At 54.7% G+C, this 14,550-nt stretch carries 15 protein-coding genes; 9 read left to right on the top strand and 6 right to left on the bottom strand.

Annotation, left to right across the window (positions count from 1 at the left end):
• The first annotated feature begins 5 nt into the window (after window positions 1-5).
• Together rluA and L6J37_RS00200 are read left to right on the top strand one after the other, a co-directional pair.
• A complete protein-coding gene (gene rluA, locus L6J37_RS00205; protein WP_218383564.1) occupies window positions 6-698 on the top strand; it encodes a bifunctional tRNA pseudouridine(32) synthase/23S rRNA pseudouridine(746) synthase RluA in 693 nt (230 codons plus the stop codon).
• A gap of 122 nt (window positions 699-820) precedes the next feature.
• A complete protein-coding gene (locus tag L6J37_RS00200) occupies window positions 821-1,774 on the top strand; it encodes a D-2-hydroxyacid dehydrogenase (protein ID WP_237794013.1) in 954 nt (317 codons plus the stop codon).
• A 12-nt stretch (window positions 1,775-1,786) separates the two neighbouring features.
• On the opposite strand, the gene djlA is transcribed toward L6J37_RS00200, so the two are convergent.
• Window positions 1,787-2,641 (bottom strand): co-chaperone DjlA, encoded by an 855-nt coding sequence (gene djlA / locus L6J37_RS00195; RefSeq protein ID WP_192015420.1) that lies wholly within the window; start codon window positions 2,639-2,641, stop codon window positions 1,787-1,789.
• 295 nt (window positions 2,642-2,936) lie between these two features.
• On the opposite strand from djlA, the gene lptD reads away from it, so the two are divergent.
• The 6 genes from lptD to L6J37_RS00165 all read left to right on the top strand — a co-directional run bounded on the left by lptD (window position 2,937) and on the right by L6J37_RS00165 (window position 9,707).
• On the top strand, window positions 2,937-5,276 hold the full coding sequence (lptD, locus tag L6J37_RS00190; RefSeq protein WP_192015419.1) for an LPS assembly protein LptD: 2,340 nt from the start codon (window positions 2,937-2,939) through the stop codon (window positions 5,274-5,276).
• Between the two features lie 58 nt (window positions 5,277-5,334).
• Window positions 5,335-6,639: a peptidylprolyl isomerase SurA gene (surA, locus tag L6J37_RS00185; protein WP_192015418.1), complete on the top strand. Its 1,305-nt coding sequence runs from the start codon at window positions 5,335-5,337 to the stop codon at window positions 6,637-6,639.
• On the top strand, window positions 6,626-7,618 hold the full coding sequence (gene pdxA / locus L6J37_RS00180; protein WP_192015417.1) for a 4-hydroxythreonine-4-phosphate dehydrogenase PdxA: 993 nt from the start codon (window positions 6,626-6,628) through the stop codon (window positions 7,616-7,618). Before surA ends, pdxA begins: the two co-directional genes overlap by 14 nt.
• On the top strand, window positions 7,615-8,427 hold the full coding sequence (gene rsmA, locus L6J37_RS00175; RefSeq protein WP_218383568.1) for a 16S rRNA (adenine(1518)-N(6)/adenine(1519)-N(6))-dimethyltransferase RsmA: 813 nt from the start codon (window positions 7,615-7,617) through the stop codon (window positions 8,425-8,427). Before pdxA ends, rsmA begins: the two co-directional genes overlap by 4 nt.
• Before the next feature lie 74 nt (window positions 8,428-8,501).
• The gene (gene apaG / locus L6J37_RS00170) at window positions 8,502-8,885 is read left to right on the top strand and encodes a Co2+/Mg2+ efflux protein ApaG (protein WP_237793736.1); all 384 of its coding nucleotides are present in this window, start codon (window positions 8,502-8,504) and stop codon (window positions 8,883-8,885) included.
• 12 nt (window positions 8,886-8,897) lie between these two features.
• On the top strand, window positions 8,898-9,707 hold the full coding sequence (locus L6J37_RS00165; RefSeq protein WP_192015414.1) for a symmetrical bis(5'-nucleosyl)-tetraphosphatase: 810 nt from the start codon (window positions 8,898-8,900) through the stop codon (window positions 9,705-9,707).
• A 46-nt stretch (window positions 9,708-9,753) separates the two neighbouring features.
• On the opposite strand, the gene L6J37_RS00160 is transcribed toward L6J37_RS00165, so the two are convergent.
• Window positions 9,754-10,650 carry a LysR family transcriptional regulator gene (locus tag L6J37_RS00160; RefSeq protein ID WP_237793735.1) on the bottom strand — a complete coding sequence of 299 codons (897 nt, stop codon included), beginning with the start codon at window positions 10,648-10,650 and terminating at the stop codon, window positions 9,754-9,756.
• A 123-nt stretch (window positions 10,651-10,773) separates the two neighbouring features.
• Here L6J37_RS00160 and L6J37_RS00155 point away from each other — a divergent pair, with 123 nt between their 5' ends.
• On the top strand, window positions 10,774-11,391 hold the full coding sequence (locus tag L6J37_RS00155; protein ID WP_237793734.1) for a LysE family transporter: 618 nt from the start codon (window positions 10,774-10,776) through the stop codon (window positions 11,389-11,391).
• A gap of 76 nt (window positions 11,392-11,467) precedes the next feature.
• Here L6J37_RS00155 and folA read toward each other — a convergent pair whose 3' ends face one another.
• The 4 genes from folA to cgtA all read right to left on the bottom strand — a co-directional run bounded on the left by folA (window position 11,468) and on the right by cgtA (window position 14,512).
• Window positions 11,468-11,950, bottom strand: coding sequence for a type 3 dihydrofolate reductase (folA, locus tag L6J37_RS00150; protein WP_192015412.1), 483 nt, complete (start codon window positions 11,948-11,950; stop codon window positions 11,468-11,470).
• A gap of 14 nt (window positions 11,951-11,964) precedes the next feature.
• Window positions 11,965-12,438, bottom strand: a complete 474-nt coding sequence (locus L6J37_RS00145; RefSeq protein ID WP_237793733.1) for a threonine/serine exporter family protein — start codon at window positions 12,436-12,438, stop codon at window positions 11,965-11,967.
• Window positions 12,435-13,214, bottom strand: coding sequence for a threonine/serine exporter family protein (locus L6J37_RS00140; RefSeq protein WP_237793732.1), 780 nt, complete (start codon window positions 13,212-13,214; stop codon window positions 12,435-12,437). Before L6J37_RS00140 ends, L6J37_RS00145 begins: the two co-directional genes overlap by 4 nt.
• A gap of 113 nt (window positions 13,215-13,327) precedes the next feature.
• Window positions 13,328-14,512, bottom strand: a complete 1,185-nt coding sequence (cgtA, locus tag L6J37_RS00135; protein ID WP_192015410.1) for an Obg family GTPase CgtA — start codon at window positions 14,510-14,512, stop codon at window positions 13,328-13,330.
• Window positions 14,513-14,550: the final 38 nt, after the last annotated feature.

Here is a 14,550-nt window from a genome sequence, read left to right as displayed (position 1 = left end):
CGAACATGAACCCCTTACCACCGCTGGACTATAACCCGCCTGCCGATCCCTGGCTGGATGTTCTGTATGTCGACCGCGATATCATAGCCGTCAACAAGCCTTCCGGTTTGCTGTCAAATCCCGGCCGCGATCCGGCTCATGCCGACAGCGTGTTTAACCGCGTGCTGGCCGAGCATCCCAAAGCGCAGATTGTGCATCGTCTGGACATGGCCACTTCCGGCCTGATCATACTGTCGCTCAACAAGGATGCCGAACGGCACCTCAAAGCCCAGTTCCGTGATCGTCAGACCGAAAAAGTCTATTACGCCCGGGTCTGGGGCACGCCAGAGCAGCTAAGTGGCACCATAGATCTGCCGCTGATTTGCGACTGGCCCAACCGCCCGATGCAGAAAGTCTGTTTTGAGCACGGCAAACCCTCAGTGACCCATTATGAGGTGATTGCCAGTGACGGCCAGAGCAGCTTAGTCAGACTGCGCCCGGTCACAGGACGATCTCATCAGCTTCGCGTTCACATGCTGGCGCTGGGCCACCCGATCCTGGGCGATGGTTTCTATGCCCACGATCAGGCCAAAGCACTGGCCCCCCGCCTGCAACTGCACGCGGCGGAACTGAGCTTTTTCCACCCCTACAGCAACGAAGCACGTCATGTGTTCGCACCGTGCGAATTCTATCCCGACGCGCCCGAGCGGACGCTGTAAAGTACAACCGGCCTTAGCTGCCGACCTCTGAGTCGGCAGACTTGTTTGCCCAACTTGCAGCCTGCCACCCGCTGGTGTTTACTGTGTGCCATCAACCACAGCATCAGCAGGGAGCCAGAGTGATGCACCAGATAGTTTTTCTCGACCGCGATACCATCCCCCATCAGATCACCCTGCCCCGCCCGGCCTTTGCGCACCACTGGCAGGAATACCCGACCACCTCTTCGGCGCAGGTTGCTGAACGGCTGCAACAGGCCACCATAGCCATCACCAATAAAGTCGTGCTCAATGCTGACACTCTGCGTCAGTTGCCGCAGCTGAAAATGATCGCGATTGCCGCCACAGGCACCAATAATGTCGATCTGGACTACTGCCGCGGACACGGCATAGTGGTCAGTAACATTCGCGGTTATGCCACCGGCTCGGTGCCAGAGCACGTCATTGCCATGCTGTTTGCGCTCAAACGCAACCTGTTCGCGTACCACAGAGATATTCAGGCCGGCGTCTGGCAGGAGAAGAAACAATTTTGCTTTTTCAGCCACCCGATTGGCGATGTGGCCGGCAGCACGCTGGGGGTGATCGGCAGCGGCAGTCTGGGACAGGCGGTCGCTAAACTGGCCTCAGCCCTTGGCATGAAGGTGGTATTTGCTGAACGCAAAGGCGCAGCATCATGCCGCGACGGTTACCTGCCTTTTGAGCAGGTGCTGCAAACCGCCGATGCAATTACGCTGCACTGTCCGCTCAGTGAGGAAACAACCAATTTGATTGCGGCACCGGAACTGGCACAAATGAAGCCCGGCAGCCTGCTGATCAATACCGGCCGCGGCGGACTGGTTAACGAAGAGGATCTGGTTGAAGCACTGCGATCCGGCCACCTGGGCGGTGCCGGGTGCGATGTGTTTACCCAGGAGCCCGCCGACGAGTCTAACCCGCTGCTGGCAAACGCAGCGTTACCAAACCTGCTGCTGACACCCCATGTGGCCTGGGGAGCGGACTCGGCCATTCAGGCGCTGGCCAATCAGCTGATCGACAATCTGGAAGGTTTTGTCGCCGGCCACCCTCAGCACTGTGTCTGAGGGTCTGGCCACTTACTTAAAGCCTTTTTCTTTTTTTATCAGCTCGTAAGCTGCCGTCAGTTCCTGGGCTTTCTGCTTTGCCAGCTCCATCATCTCTGGCGGTAAACCTTTGGCCGCCAGTTTGTCAGGATGGTGCTCGTTCATCAGTTTGCGGTAAGCCCGTTTCAGATCTTTCGGACTGGCCTGTTGTTCGACGCCCAGCAGTTCATACGCATCACTGAGCTGATCCCGGGTTGGTGCCTGTCGAAAACCGCCCTGCTGTTGCTGTGACTGCTGGCGATAAAAGCCCCCGCCCTGCTGAAAGCGAAACGCCGCTTCTTGCATATGCAGCCGCCTTTCCAGCTGCTGATCGGAAAAACCCAGGGCACGGCCAATCACGAACAGTAACTGGCGTTCTTTCGGATGCAGGCTGCCGTCGGCAAACGCGGCCTGGATCTGCAATTCGAGAAAAAACTGCAACAAATCAAGCCGCCCCGTCCCTTGCTGACGCACCCTGGCCAGCACTTCCTGAAGGGGGAAATCTTCTGATTTGCCGTCACGAAAAGCTTCCTGAGCCAGCCGGCGGGCATCACCATGCAGCTGCATTCGGTCCATAATCGCGCTGGCGACGCGGATTTCATCCTGGGTCACCCGGCCTTTCGCCTTGGCCATATGACCCATCACAGCAAACGCCGCATGAAAAAACGCCGCCTGACGTTCATGCTGATCTGCCTGACCCTGACTAAAACGACCAAAACTGCCGCCCTGATAAACACCGGCACGCGCCCGATCGAACTTATGACCCAAAAAGATGCCTAATAACAACCCGATAGGTCCACCAAGAAGGAAACCAAAAAATGCCCCTAAAATCTTGCCCAACACCTGCATGTTATACTCTCTGGTAATTTGCTAAATTGTGCCCACGAATGCCGTCTAGTCTTACGAAAAGAGATAGGTCTGTCAGCGTGACTTGCTGTCATAAAGCACAGCGCCGTCCGATAAAGACCTCGCGGCATAATAGCAGAAAAAACAATAATGAATTTATCCGGTCCGATGATTACAGAGCCCCATAGAGATGCCGATAAGCAGAAATTGCTTTATCATAGCAGCCTTTATTGCGGGGACGGCAGGGCCGGTCTGGACACCTTTGCGCTATATCATGAACACAGGAAATTAAATCTCAATGTCATTCACTTCTCGCAGCTTATTGGCGACCATGATCAGCATAGCTTTATATGGCCCGTCAGCTTTCGCCAATGATGCCCTCATTGAGAATGAAGCCAGCCCGACGGCAGAGGAAGAGCTTGCTCTGGTCAAAGGCATGTGCCTGGCCCCGGATCCCAGTGACGGTGATCCCAATAATGCCCCGATCAGAATCACCGCCGATAAGGCAGAGGCGGACAGCGACGCCAGTGTGACCTACTCCGGCGATGTGGTGGTTCGGCAATCCAACCGGACAGTGGCGGCCGATGTCGCCACCATGAACCAGCAAAATAATACTGTCAGTGCCAAAGGCAACGTGTATTTCCACGATGGCAGCATTGAAGTTTATGCTGACAACATGCACAACAACCTGGATACCGACGATGCAGAAATCAACAACGCCGTCTATAGCCTGACCTGTGAAGCCGGCCGGGGTGAAGCCACTAAAATTGAAAAGCAGGGCATGACCTACTATCGCCTGCGCAACGGCACTTACACCACATGCCCGCCCGGTGATAAAAGCTGGCAATTTACTGCCACCAGCATTGAACGTGAAGCTGATTCACCGTTTGCTGACCTGTATAACGCCCGGTTCGAAATACTTGAAGTGCCGGTGTTCTACATGCCTTACCTGCGTGTACCTGTTGGTGACGAACGGCTGACCGGTTTTCTCTATCCAACCGTGAGTTACGGCTCTCGTGACGGTTTTGAGCTGGAAACCCCGTTTTACTGGAATATTGCCCCCAACTACGATCTGACCTTTACTCCGAAATACATGAGTAACCGCGGCCTGCAGCTCAACAGCCAGTTCCGTTATCTCACTGATCTGGGACAAGGCAGCCTGAAAGGGGAATATCTCGGCAGCGATGAAGCCTCCGATACTGACGATGCACGCTGGGCCTACAACTGGTCCCACAGCGGCCGGTATCAGGATAACTGGCTGTTCAACATTGATTACAGCAAGGTCAGCGACGTGACCTATTTCTCGGATGTCGATTCAGAGATCGGCCGCCGGGAAGACAACAACCTGCTGCAAACCGGCGAAGTGACCTATCAGGAAGAAAAGTGGAACTCAACCTTGCGGGTCAGGAACTTCCAGCCGCTGACGCCGGGTGTGTCATCCAACTACCGTTTGATGCCGCAGCTGACCTTCAACTACTACGAGCCTGAACTGGGCTATGATCTGGACTTTGGCTTCCTGAGCCATATCAGCCGGTTTGAAAATGACGATTCGACGAAACCATCTGCCGATCGTGTCCATTTAGAGCCGTCTCTGACGCTGCCGTTCGCGACTCCCTGGTGGTCAATGACCACGGAAGCCAAGCTGATGTACACCTACTACAATCAGGAGTTCGATCCCACAATCGCCGGTCTGGAAGATCTGGAAGAAACAGCGTCCCGGACTGTGCCCAGTCTGCGAATGCTGACAGGCTTGTATTTCGAGCGGGATACTGACCTGTTCGGTGATGCTTATGTCCAGAGTCTGGAGCCGCAACTCCAGTACCTGTACATCAAGGATGTGGAACAGAGCGACATTTACGGCTCATACGACACCACTATCCTGCAAACCGATTATTACGGTTTGTTCCGTGATCGCCGTTACTCCAGCGTCGACCGCATTGCCGCCGCCAACCAGTTTACTGTCGGTGCCACCACCCGCTTTTTCGACAATAATCTGAAAGAGCGCTTCAACCTCGCCTTTGGCCAGATTTTCTACCTCAACGATTCCGGCCGGAATTTGCAGGAAGAAGGCGAATCTCAGCCGAATTATTCGGCCTCGGCGTTTGAGTCTGATTTCAACTTTAATGACTGGCTCTTCTTTCACGGCGGCCTGCAATATGATGCCAGTGAAAGAGACATGCAGTTTGCCAACGCCGCACTGGAATACCGCGAAGGCGGCCTGTTCAGCCAGCTGAACTACCGCTACGTGTCAAAAGAATACATCCAGCAGAGCCTGCCGGATAACAACCAGATAGATAATTACACCCAAGAAGGTATTTCTCAGATTGGCTTCTCAACCGGATTCCCGATTCACGCCGGACTGAGTGTACGGGGGGATTACTACCACGATGTAACGGAAAACCAGATGGTGGAAGGCCAGGTCTCACTCAATTACCGCTCCGACTGCTGGATGATCACGCTGGGCTACAACCAGTACATGGTGGCGCGCAGCAACGTCAACACCCAGCCGGTTGAGTACGAACAGAACTTCAGTATCTCGTTCTCACTACTTGGCCTGGCAGGGGTTTCCGCCGTCGGCGCGTCGTCAGCCAGTGGCAATGCCATTGCATACGGACGACCTTTCTACCTGAACAATTAACAGGCCGGGCCAAGGCCCGCCCTAACCAACCGCGCATTGAAGCGCCCTGGATACGGATATGAAAATGTGGAAGTCTTTTATTCTCGGCCTGACTCTTCTGGGCCTGACAACCGGTTCACTGGCCGCCCTGCAGCCACTGGACAAAGTGGTCACTATTGTTAACGACAGCGTTATCCTGCAAAGCGACGTCGATGCGATGCTGAAAACCGTCCACCTCAATGCGGCGCGTCAGGGCCAGCCTCTGCCGGATGACAGCATTCTGGTCAATCAGGTGATGGAAAAGCTCATCATGGAAACCCTGCAGCTGCAACAGGCAGAACAATTTGGTATCCGTATTGATGACAACCGCCTGGATCAGGCGATCAGCCAGATTGCAGCCGAGCAAAACATGTCCGTGGCCCATCTGCAGCAGGAGCTGGCAGCCGGTGGCATCAGCTACCCGATTTTCCGCGAACAAATCCGCCGTGACCTGACTGCCAGCGAAGCCCGTACCATTATGGTGCGCCGCCGGATCAACATTCTGCCGCAGGAAGTGGACAGCCTGGTGACCCAACTGGGCCAGCAGCAGCAGGAAAGCGTGCAATACAATGTCAGCCATATCCTGATCCGCCTGGGCGAAGGTGCCAGTCAGTCTGAGCGCCAGACGGCCGAGCGCAAAGCCAACGAACTGCTGGCGCAATTGAATCAGGGGGCTGATTTCACCAACCTGGCCTACAGTGCGTCAAATGGTCCCAAAGCTCTGCAGGGGGGTGCCTGGGGCTGGATGAGCCCGGAAGAAATGCCGACTATCTTTGCCGATCAGATCCAAGGTCAGGGGAAAGGTGCTATCATAGGGCCATTCCGCAGCGGTGTGGGTTACCACATTCTCAAAATCAATGATGTGAAAGGCCAGGAGACTGTCTCAGTCACTGAAATCAATGCCCGCCACATCCTGCTGAAAACTTCTGTCATCCTTAGCGATGAAGGAGCGAAGAAACAGCTCGAGCAGGTTCGCCAGGACATTATCGCCGGTCAGCGCAGCTTTGCTGATGCAGCCCAGGCACTGAGTGCCGATCCGGGCTCTGCGGCCAATGGCGGTGAACTGGGCTGGCAGACGCCAGATATTTACGTCCCTGAATTCAAACAGCAGGTTGAAACCCTGCCTGCAGGCACCATCAGTGAACCGTTCCAGACGGTACACGGCTGGCATATTGTGGAAGTGCTGGATCGCCGTCAGGTTGACCGCACCGATGCGGCCGCGAAGAACCGTGCTTACCGGATTCTCTTCAGCCGTAAATTTAACGAGGAAGCCCAGGCGTGGCTGCAGGAACTGCGGGCCGGCGCCTATATAGAACAACCAGGATTTGATGATGAACAAGGTTAAACGTATTGCCATCACGCCGGGAGAACCGGCGGGTATTGGCCCGGATCTCGTCGTGGCGCTGGCACAACAGCCGTGGCCGCACGAGCTGGTAGTTTGTGCCAACGCCGAACTTATGGCAGAACGTGCGGCCCTGCTGGGCTTACCGCTGGAAATCATCAGCTATGATCCAAGCCGTCCGGCTCAGCCACATCGTGCAGGCACTCTGGTGGTGGACAGCCACCAACTGAAAGCCAGTGTGACCCCAGGCCAGCTTGACGAGCACAACGGACATTATGTGCTGGACACCCTCCGCCGTGCTGCCGAAGGCAATATGGACGGCGAATTTGCCGCACTGGTCACCGGGCCGGTGCATAAGGGCATCATTAACCGTGCGGGCGTATCATTCAGCGGACACACAGAATTTTTCGCCCAGCAGGCACAATCCAACCAAGTGGTGATGATGCTGGCAACCGAAGGGTTGCGTGTGGCGCTGGTAACCACCCACATTCCGCTGGCTTATGTGGCCAAAGCGGTGACTGAAGATCGTATTCATCAGGTGATTCGGGTGCTGCATGCCGATCTGATCAGCAAGTTTGGCATCAAACAACCGAAAATTTATGTTTGTGGCCTCAACCCGCATGCCGGTGAAGATGGCCACTTGGGCCGTGAAGAGATCGAAGTGATCACTCCGGCCTTGAATGTTCTGAGAGAGCAGGACGGTATGGATCTGGTTGGCCCGCTGCCAGCCGATACGATTTTCCAGGATAAGTACCTGGCCGAAGCCGATGCCGTACTGGCAATGTACCACGATCAGGGTCTGCCAGTGCTGAAATTCAAAGGATTCGGTAATGCCGTCAATATCACTCTGGGATTACCTTTTATCCGAACATCAGTTGATCATGGTACCGCATTGGAACTCGCCGGTACCGGACAGGCGGACACAGGGAGCCTCTGGACAGCGCTTACCCACGCCATCGAAATGGTAGATAAAAAACAATGAGCAGTGATCAGGTCCATTTAGGCCACCGCGCCCGTAAGCGCTTTGGCCAGAACTTCTTGCACGACGAATACATCATCGACAACATTGTCGCCTCAATTAACCCGAGACCGGGCCAGAATCTGGTTGAAATCGGTCCTGGTTTGGGCGCTCTGACCGAGCCAGTCGGTAAACAAGTCGATAAATTTACGGTGATTGAACTTGACCGCGATCTGGCCGAGCGGTTACGCAATCACCCGGATCTGTCTGGTAAGCTGACTATCCATGAAGGCGATGCCATGCGTTTCGACTTCACTCAGCTGATCAGGGAAAACAACAAACTGCGGATTTTTGGCAACCTGCCTTACAACATTTCAACGCCGCTGATGTTCCACCTGTTCAGTTTCCATCAGCATATTGAAGATATGCATTTCATGTTGCAAAAAGAAGTGGTCAATCGTCTGGCTGCCGGCCCGGGCACCAAAGCCTATGGCCGCCTGACCGTGATGGCACAATATTACTGCAAAGTGATGCCAGTGCTTGAAGTGCCGCCCAGCGCCTTCAAACCCGCACCTAAAGTAGATTCTGCTGTGGTTCGACTGGCGCCGTATGAAACATTACCGCATCCTTGTACTAACCTGAAATGGCTGGACCGTGTTTGCCGGGATGGCTTTAACCAGCGCCGTAAAACGGTGCGTAACTGCTTTAAAGCCATCATGGATGTGGACACGCTGGAAAGCTTGGGCATTAACCCTGGCTCGCGTCCGGAAAACCTGACACTTGAACAGTTTGTGTCTATGGCTAACTGGCTGGATGCCAACCACAGCCACTAAGTAATATGCCGGGCCATGGCGCCCGGCAACTGCCTTGCACAAAGGCATTGTCGTATCAGAAAGGAAGCAGCAAGGTGAACAACAAAGTTACCCCTACCATCAAATGCCGGGTCATCACCCATTACATTGATGATCAGTCTGAGCCTGAGCAGAACCGCTACGTCTTTTCGTACACCATTACCATTTGCAACCTGGGCCAGGGCAACGCACAACTGCTTCGCCGCCGCTGGCTGATCACAGATGCCAATGGCAAGAAGCTGGTAGTTGAAGGTGAAGGTGTCGTCGGTGAACAACCTACCATAGCCCCCAATGATGAATACACCTATACCAGCGGCACCATCATAGAAACGCCACTGGGTGTGATGGAAGGCCATTACGTCATGATTGACGACAATGGTAATGAGTTCAATGCCGAAATCGTGCCTTTCCGTTTGGCTATCCCCAATATTCTTCACTAAACAGGGTCGATCATGGCAACCTATCTGGTCGGTGATATTCAGGGCTGTTACCGCGAACTCTGCACGCTTCTCGAGCGTGCAGGCTTCAGTGAACAGCACGATGAACTCTGGCTGGCCGGCGATCTGGTTGCCCGCGGGCCGGATTCTCTGGCCACCCTGCGTCTGGTGAAATCACTGGGTAACAGTGCCACCTGCGTGCTGGGTAACCACGATTTGCACTTACTGGCCGTGGCCCGGGGCATAGGCAAGGCCAAGCAGAAAGATCGGATTGATCAGATTTTGCAGGCCAGCGACGGTGAAGCATTACTCGATTGGCTCAGCCGCCAGCCTCTGCTGGCCGAACACCCCACACACCCTGTTGTCATGGTCCATGCCGGCATCCCGCCACAATGGCAACTCGACGATGCCCGCCGCTGTGCACGTGACGTCGAGGCCATGTTACAAAGCGAGCAGCAGCAATGGCTGCTGAGCAATATGTACGGTAATGAGCCTGAACAGTGGGATCCTGCATTGGCGGGACTGGATCGGTTACGCTACACCATCAACGCGCTGACCCGGATGCGCTATCTGTATCCCGATGGCCGGCTGGAGATGCATTGCAAGCAGCCACCGGGCGAACCGGGCACCGAGCATCTGCTGCCCTGGTTCCAGTTTGCGCGCTCGCAGCCGCTGGGAAAAACCATTATTTTCGGCCACTGGGCCTCACTGATGGGTTATCAGGATGAAAATGCTATCGGACTGGACACCGGGTGTGTCTGGGGCCATCAGCTCACTATGCTGCGCTGGGAAGACCAGCAATGGTTTAAGCAAGACAGGCTCTGACAGGGCCAGTTTTTTTTCTCCGCGCACTCAGTGCTCAGCTCGCCGCTTAACCCTTGAGAGCCGCGAAGACCGCCTGACGGGTTGCCGTCATTTCCTGACGTAACCAGTTGAGCAGTGCTACCACCCTGTTATCGGCCTCGATCGCGATAGGTGATAACAGATAGTAAGATGAGCCGTCCGCAATAAAGCCGGCAGGGGCGACCAGACGGCGATGTCTGATGTCGTTACCCACCATATACACCGAACTTAACCCGTAGCCACCGCCTGCCTGAACCGCTTCCAGCATGATATAGAAATGCTCGAACCAGACATCTTCTGCCACATTCACCGCCTGGTTAGCCTGATGCTGCCAGTCAGCCCAGGCCGCAGGCCGGCTTTTGGTATGCAGCAGAGTGGTCGGCGAAGTCAACGCCTCTCCTTGCGCATGCTGCTCAGCCAGCACCACGGGCCCGACATACTCAGGGCCTATCGGCTCGGCATGATAACCCTGCTTCCAACTGAAGTCATTGCGACGAATGGCGACATCCGTTTGGCTTTTCACAAAGTCGATCGGACCACCCGATGCGTTAAGGTGCAGCTGAATATCAGGATGGGCGGCCTTGAAATCAGCCAGTCGGGGGATCAGCCATTTCATCATGATGGTCGGTTCACAGGAAATCACCAGAGGCGACTGGCTTTCCTCCGCTTTCAACTCTCTGAGGGTGTTTTTCAGAATCGACAGCATTTCATGGCAAGCTGTTTTGAGCTTCTGTCCCTCTGAGGTCAAAAAGATCCCGCGGTTACGTCGCTCAAACAAAATGACGCCAAGGGCACTCTCCAATTGCTTGATCTGACGGCTCACCGCTGACTGGGTCACACACAATTCATCCGCGGCTTTTACCAGGCTCTGATGACGGGCTGCAGCTTCAAACACCCGCAATGTATTTAACGATGGCAGATTCATAATCGATGACTTTTTCGCATGGATTTCGATGACAACTTATCAATATTCAATGGGTTGTATTTCATCAACAATAGTAACCAATTCATCCATCCGTTACTCATCATTATTCAGGGAAATATACACATGGCCGAACTTTTTGCTGTCGCGTTAATTACAATTCTCGCGGTGATCAGCCCGGGCGCTGATTTTGCAATGGTGACACGAAACAGCTATCTGCACGGTCGTCGTGCGGGTCTGTATGCCGCGCTGGGCATTGCGCTGGGGGTGCTCATCCATGTGGGCTACACCATGCTGGGGGTAGGGGTTCTTATCGCCACCTCCCCAGCCCTGTTCACCGTCATCAAGTATGTCGGGGCTTTGTATCTGGTTTACATCGGTTTCTGTACTCTGCGCAGCAAGACTGAACTCACGCTGGCCACTGACAATATCGCGGTTTTATCCGGCTTTGCTTCGTTCAGACAAGGATTACTGACCAATGCCCTGAACCCCAAAACCACGCTTTTTGTGCTGAGCACTTTCACCCAGATTGTCAGTCCGGACACCTCACTCTTGCTGCAAAGCGGCTATGGCTTATTCATGTCTCTGGCGCACTGGATCTGGTTCAGCCTGGTTGCCTTGTTCTTCTCCCAGCAAGCACTGAGACATAAAATGTTGAGCAAACAAGGGCCGATTAACCGAACCATTGGCAGCATACTGATGTTATTAGGGGGATCGCTGGCCTTATCGCCGATGGCCGGCTAGCTGGCACACGTTACCATGCCAACTGTTGGCATGGTAACGGCTAAAACCGGAAGCAAAAAAACAGCGGCAGGCAGGTTTACTGGCGCTCCAGTATCACAAATTCCATGTGGTGGGCATTTTTCTCATCGGCCGCGTAGTGCTCGCTGTGCGTCTGCCGCCAGCCGTCTCCCCAGTCCGGGAAGCAAGTATCTCCCTCGACACTGAGATCGATAAAGGTCAGATAGAGACAGTCTGCGACCGGCAGACATTCTGCGTACACGCTGCCGCCACCTATGATCATCAATTCATCGACCTGCCCTGCAGCCACCTGAGCAGCAGGGAGATCGGCCACCACCGTCACGCCGTCGGCGGCAAAGTCCGGGTTACGGCTGATCACAATATTGTGGCGTCCCGGCAAAGGCCGGCCAATGGATTCAAACGTTTTGCGTCCCATGACAACAGGTTTGCCCATGGTGACTTTTTTAAACCAGGCAAAATCGGCTGGCAAGTGCCAGGGCATGGCGTTGTCTTTGCCAATCACACGATCTTTTGCCATGGCGGCAACCATACTGATCTTCACACGTCGACTCCCTTTTAAATCACTGGTCGGCGACGATAAAACATTAAGCCGGGCATTGCCAGTCCTATGGCCAGCGCTGCCACGGTAAAGGCTGCGGTGATCCCGTTTTCGGCCATACGCTGCCAGATCTCAGGAGAAAAACCATGCTGATTGAGATCCACCAGCGCAATCATGGTCTTAAAAGCATAAACACCGGGCACCATGGGGATCACGGCCGCCACGGTGAACACATGAGGTGGCGCCAGCAGCCGGCGCGACCCGATAATTCCTGTTATCCCGACCAGCAAAGCGGCTAAGAAGCTCGCCCATTCAATCGGCATGCCCTGATGCATAAGCACAAAACGGCAACCGTGACCGAGCGCCCCCGCCATGGCGCAGTACTTCAACGCCCTGACCGGCACATTAAATACCATAGCAAACCCGACAGCCGGAATCGCGGCCAGCATCATATCTGCAGACAGTGTGTACAGCCATTGCCAGAACGTCATGTCAGCCACCCCCAGACATTAAACAGGTTCATCGCCGCCACTATGCCCAGGCTGGTCGACAAGGTCAGCAGACTGGCCATCACCCAGCGGGAAATACCCAGATTCACGAAACCTGACACCATATCGGCGACAGCATTAATCAGCGGAAACCCCGGCACCAGCAATAATACCGACGATGCCATCGCCAGAAAGGGCTGATTACCCAGCTCGAACAAAGGGGCAGACGCGGAGACAGCCGTCGCGACAAACGCGGCAGCAGCAAAAGTCAGCAGCGGATTGAAATGATGATGCGCCATCATCAGACGCAGCGCCATGGCGGCAGATGCGGCGAACAAGGTAATCAGGGCCACCGTCAGATCGCCGCCGGCCAGAAGACAGAATGCGGCACAGGACAGGCCGATCATCAGGATCACCAGCAGCGGCGGATAGCGCTGGGGCTGAAGGGCTAACAGACGCTTCGTCATGGCCGCAGGATCCAGCAGCCCCTTTTCCGCCATGATGCACAGATGATGGATCCGGGTAACAATCGCCATATTGATCCCATGATCCCGGCAGCGGCGCGTGGTCGTCAGACAATGATCTTCCACATGCACAGTGACCACAATGGCATTGGCGGTCAATGCAATGTTGACCTCATCCCCCCCCAGTGCCAGGCCGACACGCTGGCTGACATCCACCACCACCGCAGATTCCGCGCCATGCTGTAACAGCCGCTGACCAACCTGAGCGACTATCCGGGCAATCTCCCGTTCCATTTTAACTGTAACCGGCTGCATCTTGACTCCCTCAGAGCTTTTCTGTTGATCATTATCTCCGCTATGAGAAAGACCAATTTGATGAGGCACAAAAAAACCGCTCCAAAGAGCGGTTTTTCACATCAGACGGCCAGTTACGGCTTGTAAATGATTTCGACGTCGTAATCGTCTTCGTTCCAATCATCCCAGTCGTCATCGTCGTCATCGTCATCACTTTTCGCAGCACTTTTCTTCAGCTGCTGCTCGTGGTAATCGTCCCACTTGAAATCGACTTTGGTTTCTTCGGTTTCGTCTTCTTCAATCAGAGCCTGAGGAATGGAGTCAATCAAATCCATCAGCTCATAGGTCAATGGCTTGATACCGGTACGGTTCAGCGCAGAAATACAGAAGTACTTCTCATCCCATGCCAGTGCTTCCAGCACTTCCTGGATCTTCGCCTGAGCTTCCTCTTCCTGCAGCAGATCAACTTTGTTAAAGATGATCCAACGCGGCTTGTTCACCAGCTTCTCGCTGTACTGCTCCAGCTCATTGAGGATAGTGAAAGCGTTTTCCACCGGATCCGAGCCGTCTGCCGGCAGCAGATCGATCATGTGCAGCAGCACACGGCAACGCTCCAGGTGTTTCAGGAAGCGAATACCCAGGCCGGCACCGTCGGCAGCACCTTCGATCAGACCGGGAATATCAGCGACCACGAAACTGCGCTCGCTATCGACCCGTACCACACCCAGGCTAGGCACTAAGGTAGTAAACGGATAATCCGCCACTTTTGGCTTAGCGGCCGATACAGCGCGGATAAAGGTCGATTTACCGGCATTCGGCAAACCCAGCATGCCGACATCCGCCAGCAGCAGCAGCTCCAGACGCAGGTGACGAATCTCACCTTTGGTGCCCATAGTCTTCTGACGTGGCGCACGGTTGACCGAGGACTTGAACCGGGTGTTACCCAAACCGTGGAAACCACCTTTGGCTACCATGATCTTCATACCGTGCTGGGTCAGATCGGCGATCACTTCACCGGTTTCTTCGTCCACGGCACGCGTACCCACAGGGACAGACAGTACCTGGTCATCGCCTCGCTTACCGGTACAGTTACCGCCGCGGCCGTTTTCGCCGCGCTCAGCTGCATGAAAACGTTCGAAACGGTAATCGATCAGCGTGTTGAGGTTTTCATCGGCCAGCAGGTATACATCACCGCCGTCACCGCCGTCACCGCCATCAGGCCCACCTTTGGGGACATATTTTTCACGGCGGAAGCTGACAGTACCGTTGCCGCCATCACCTGCATCCACCCGGATTACCGCTTCATCTACAAATTTCATCTTATTCTCCGCACTCTGGCGTTCACTTCGCCAGCCAG

The sequence above is a fragment of the Photobacterium sp. WH77 genome (assembly GCF_022014395.1).
In the GTDB taxonomy this organism is placed as follows: Bacteria; Pseudomonadota; Gammaproteobacteria; order Enterobacterales; family Vibrionaceae; genus Photobacterium; species Photobacterium arenosum.
The sequence above is the reverse complement of the archived record's forward strand: the minus strand, read 5'-3'. Positions and strand labels throughout refer to the sequence as shown.

Coding starts and splice junctions, on each gene's coding strand:
- rsmA (WP_218383568.1), top strand. CDS start 7,615: ATGAGCAGTGATCAGGTCCATTTAGGCCACCGCGCCCGTAAGCGCTTT.
- L6J37_RS00140 (WP_237793732.1), bottom strand. CDS start 13,214: ATGCAGCCGGTTACAGTTAAAATGGAACGGGAGATTGCCCGGATAGTC.
- surA (WP_192015418.1), top strand. CDS start 5,335: ATGAAAATGTGGAAGTCTTTTATTCTCGGCCTGACTCTTCTGGGCCTG.
- L6J37_RS00165 (WP_192015414.1), top strand. CDS start 8,898: ATGGCAACCTATCTGGTCGGTGATATTCAGGGCTGTTACCGCGAACTC.
- pdxA (WP_192015417.1), top strand. CDS start 6,626: ATGAACAAGGTTAAACGTATTGCCATCACGCCGGGAGAACCGGCGGGT.
- L6J37_RS00155 (WP_237793734.1), top strand. CDS start 10,774: ATGGCCGAACTTTTTGCTGTCGCGTTAATTACAATTCTCGCGGTGATC.
- cgtA (WP_192015410.1), bottom strand. CDS start 14,512: ATGAAATTTGTAGATGAAGCGGTAATCCGGGTGGATGCAGGTGATGGC.
- L6J37_RS00145 (WP_237793733.1), bottom strand. CDS start 12,438: ATGACGTTCTGGCAATGGCTGTACACACTGTCTGCAGATATGATGCTG.
- rluA (WP_218383564.1), top strand. CDS start 6: ATGAACCCCTTACCACCGCTGGACTATAACCCGCCTGCCGATCCCTGG.
- lptD (WP_192015419.1), top strand. CDS start 2,937: ATGTCATTCACTTCTCGCAGCTTATTGGCGACCATGATCAGCATAGCT.
- L6J37_RS00160 (WP_237793735.1), bottom strand. CDS start 10,650: ATGAATCTGCCATCGTTAAATACATTGCGGGTGTTTGAAGCTGCAGCC.
- djlA (WP_192015420.1), bottom strand. CDS start 2,641: ATGCAGGTGTTGGGCAAGATTTTAGGGGCATTTTTTGGTTTCCTTCTT.
- L6J37_RS00200 (WP_237794013.1), top strand. CDS start 821: ATGCACCAGATAGTTTTTCTCGACCGCGATACCATCCCCCATCAGATC.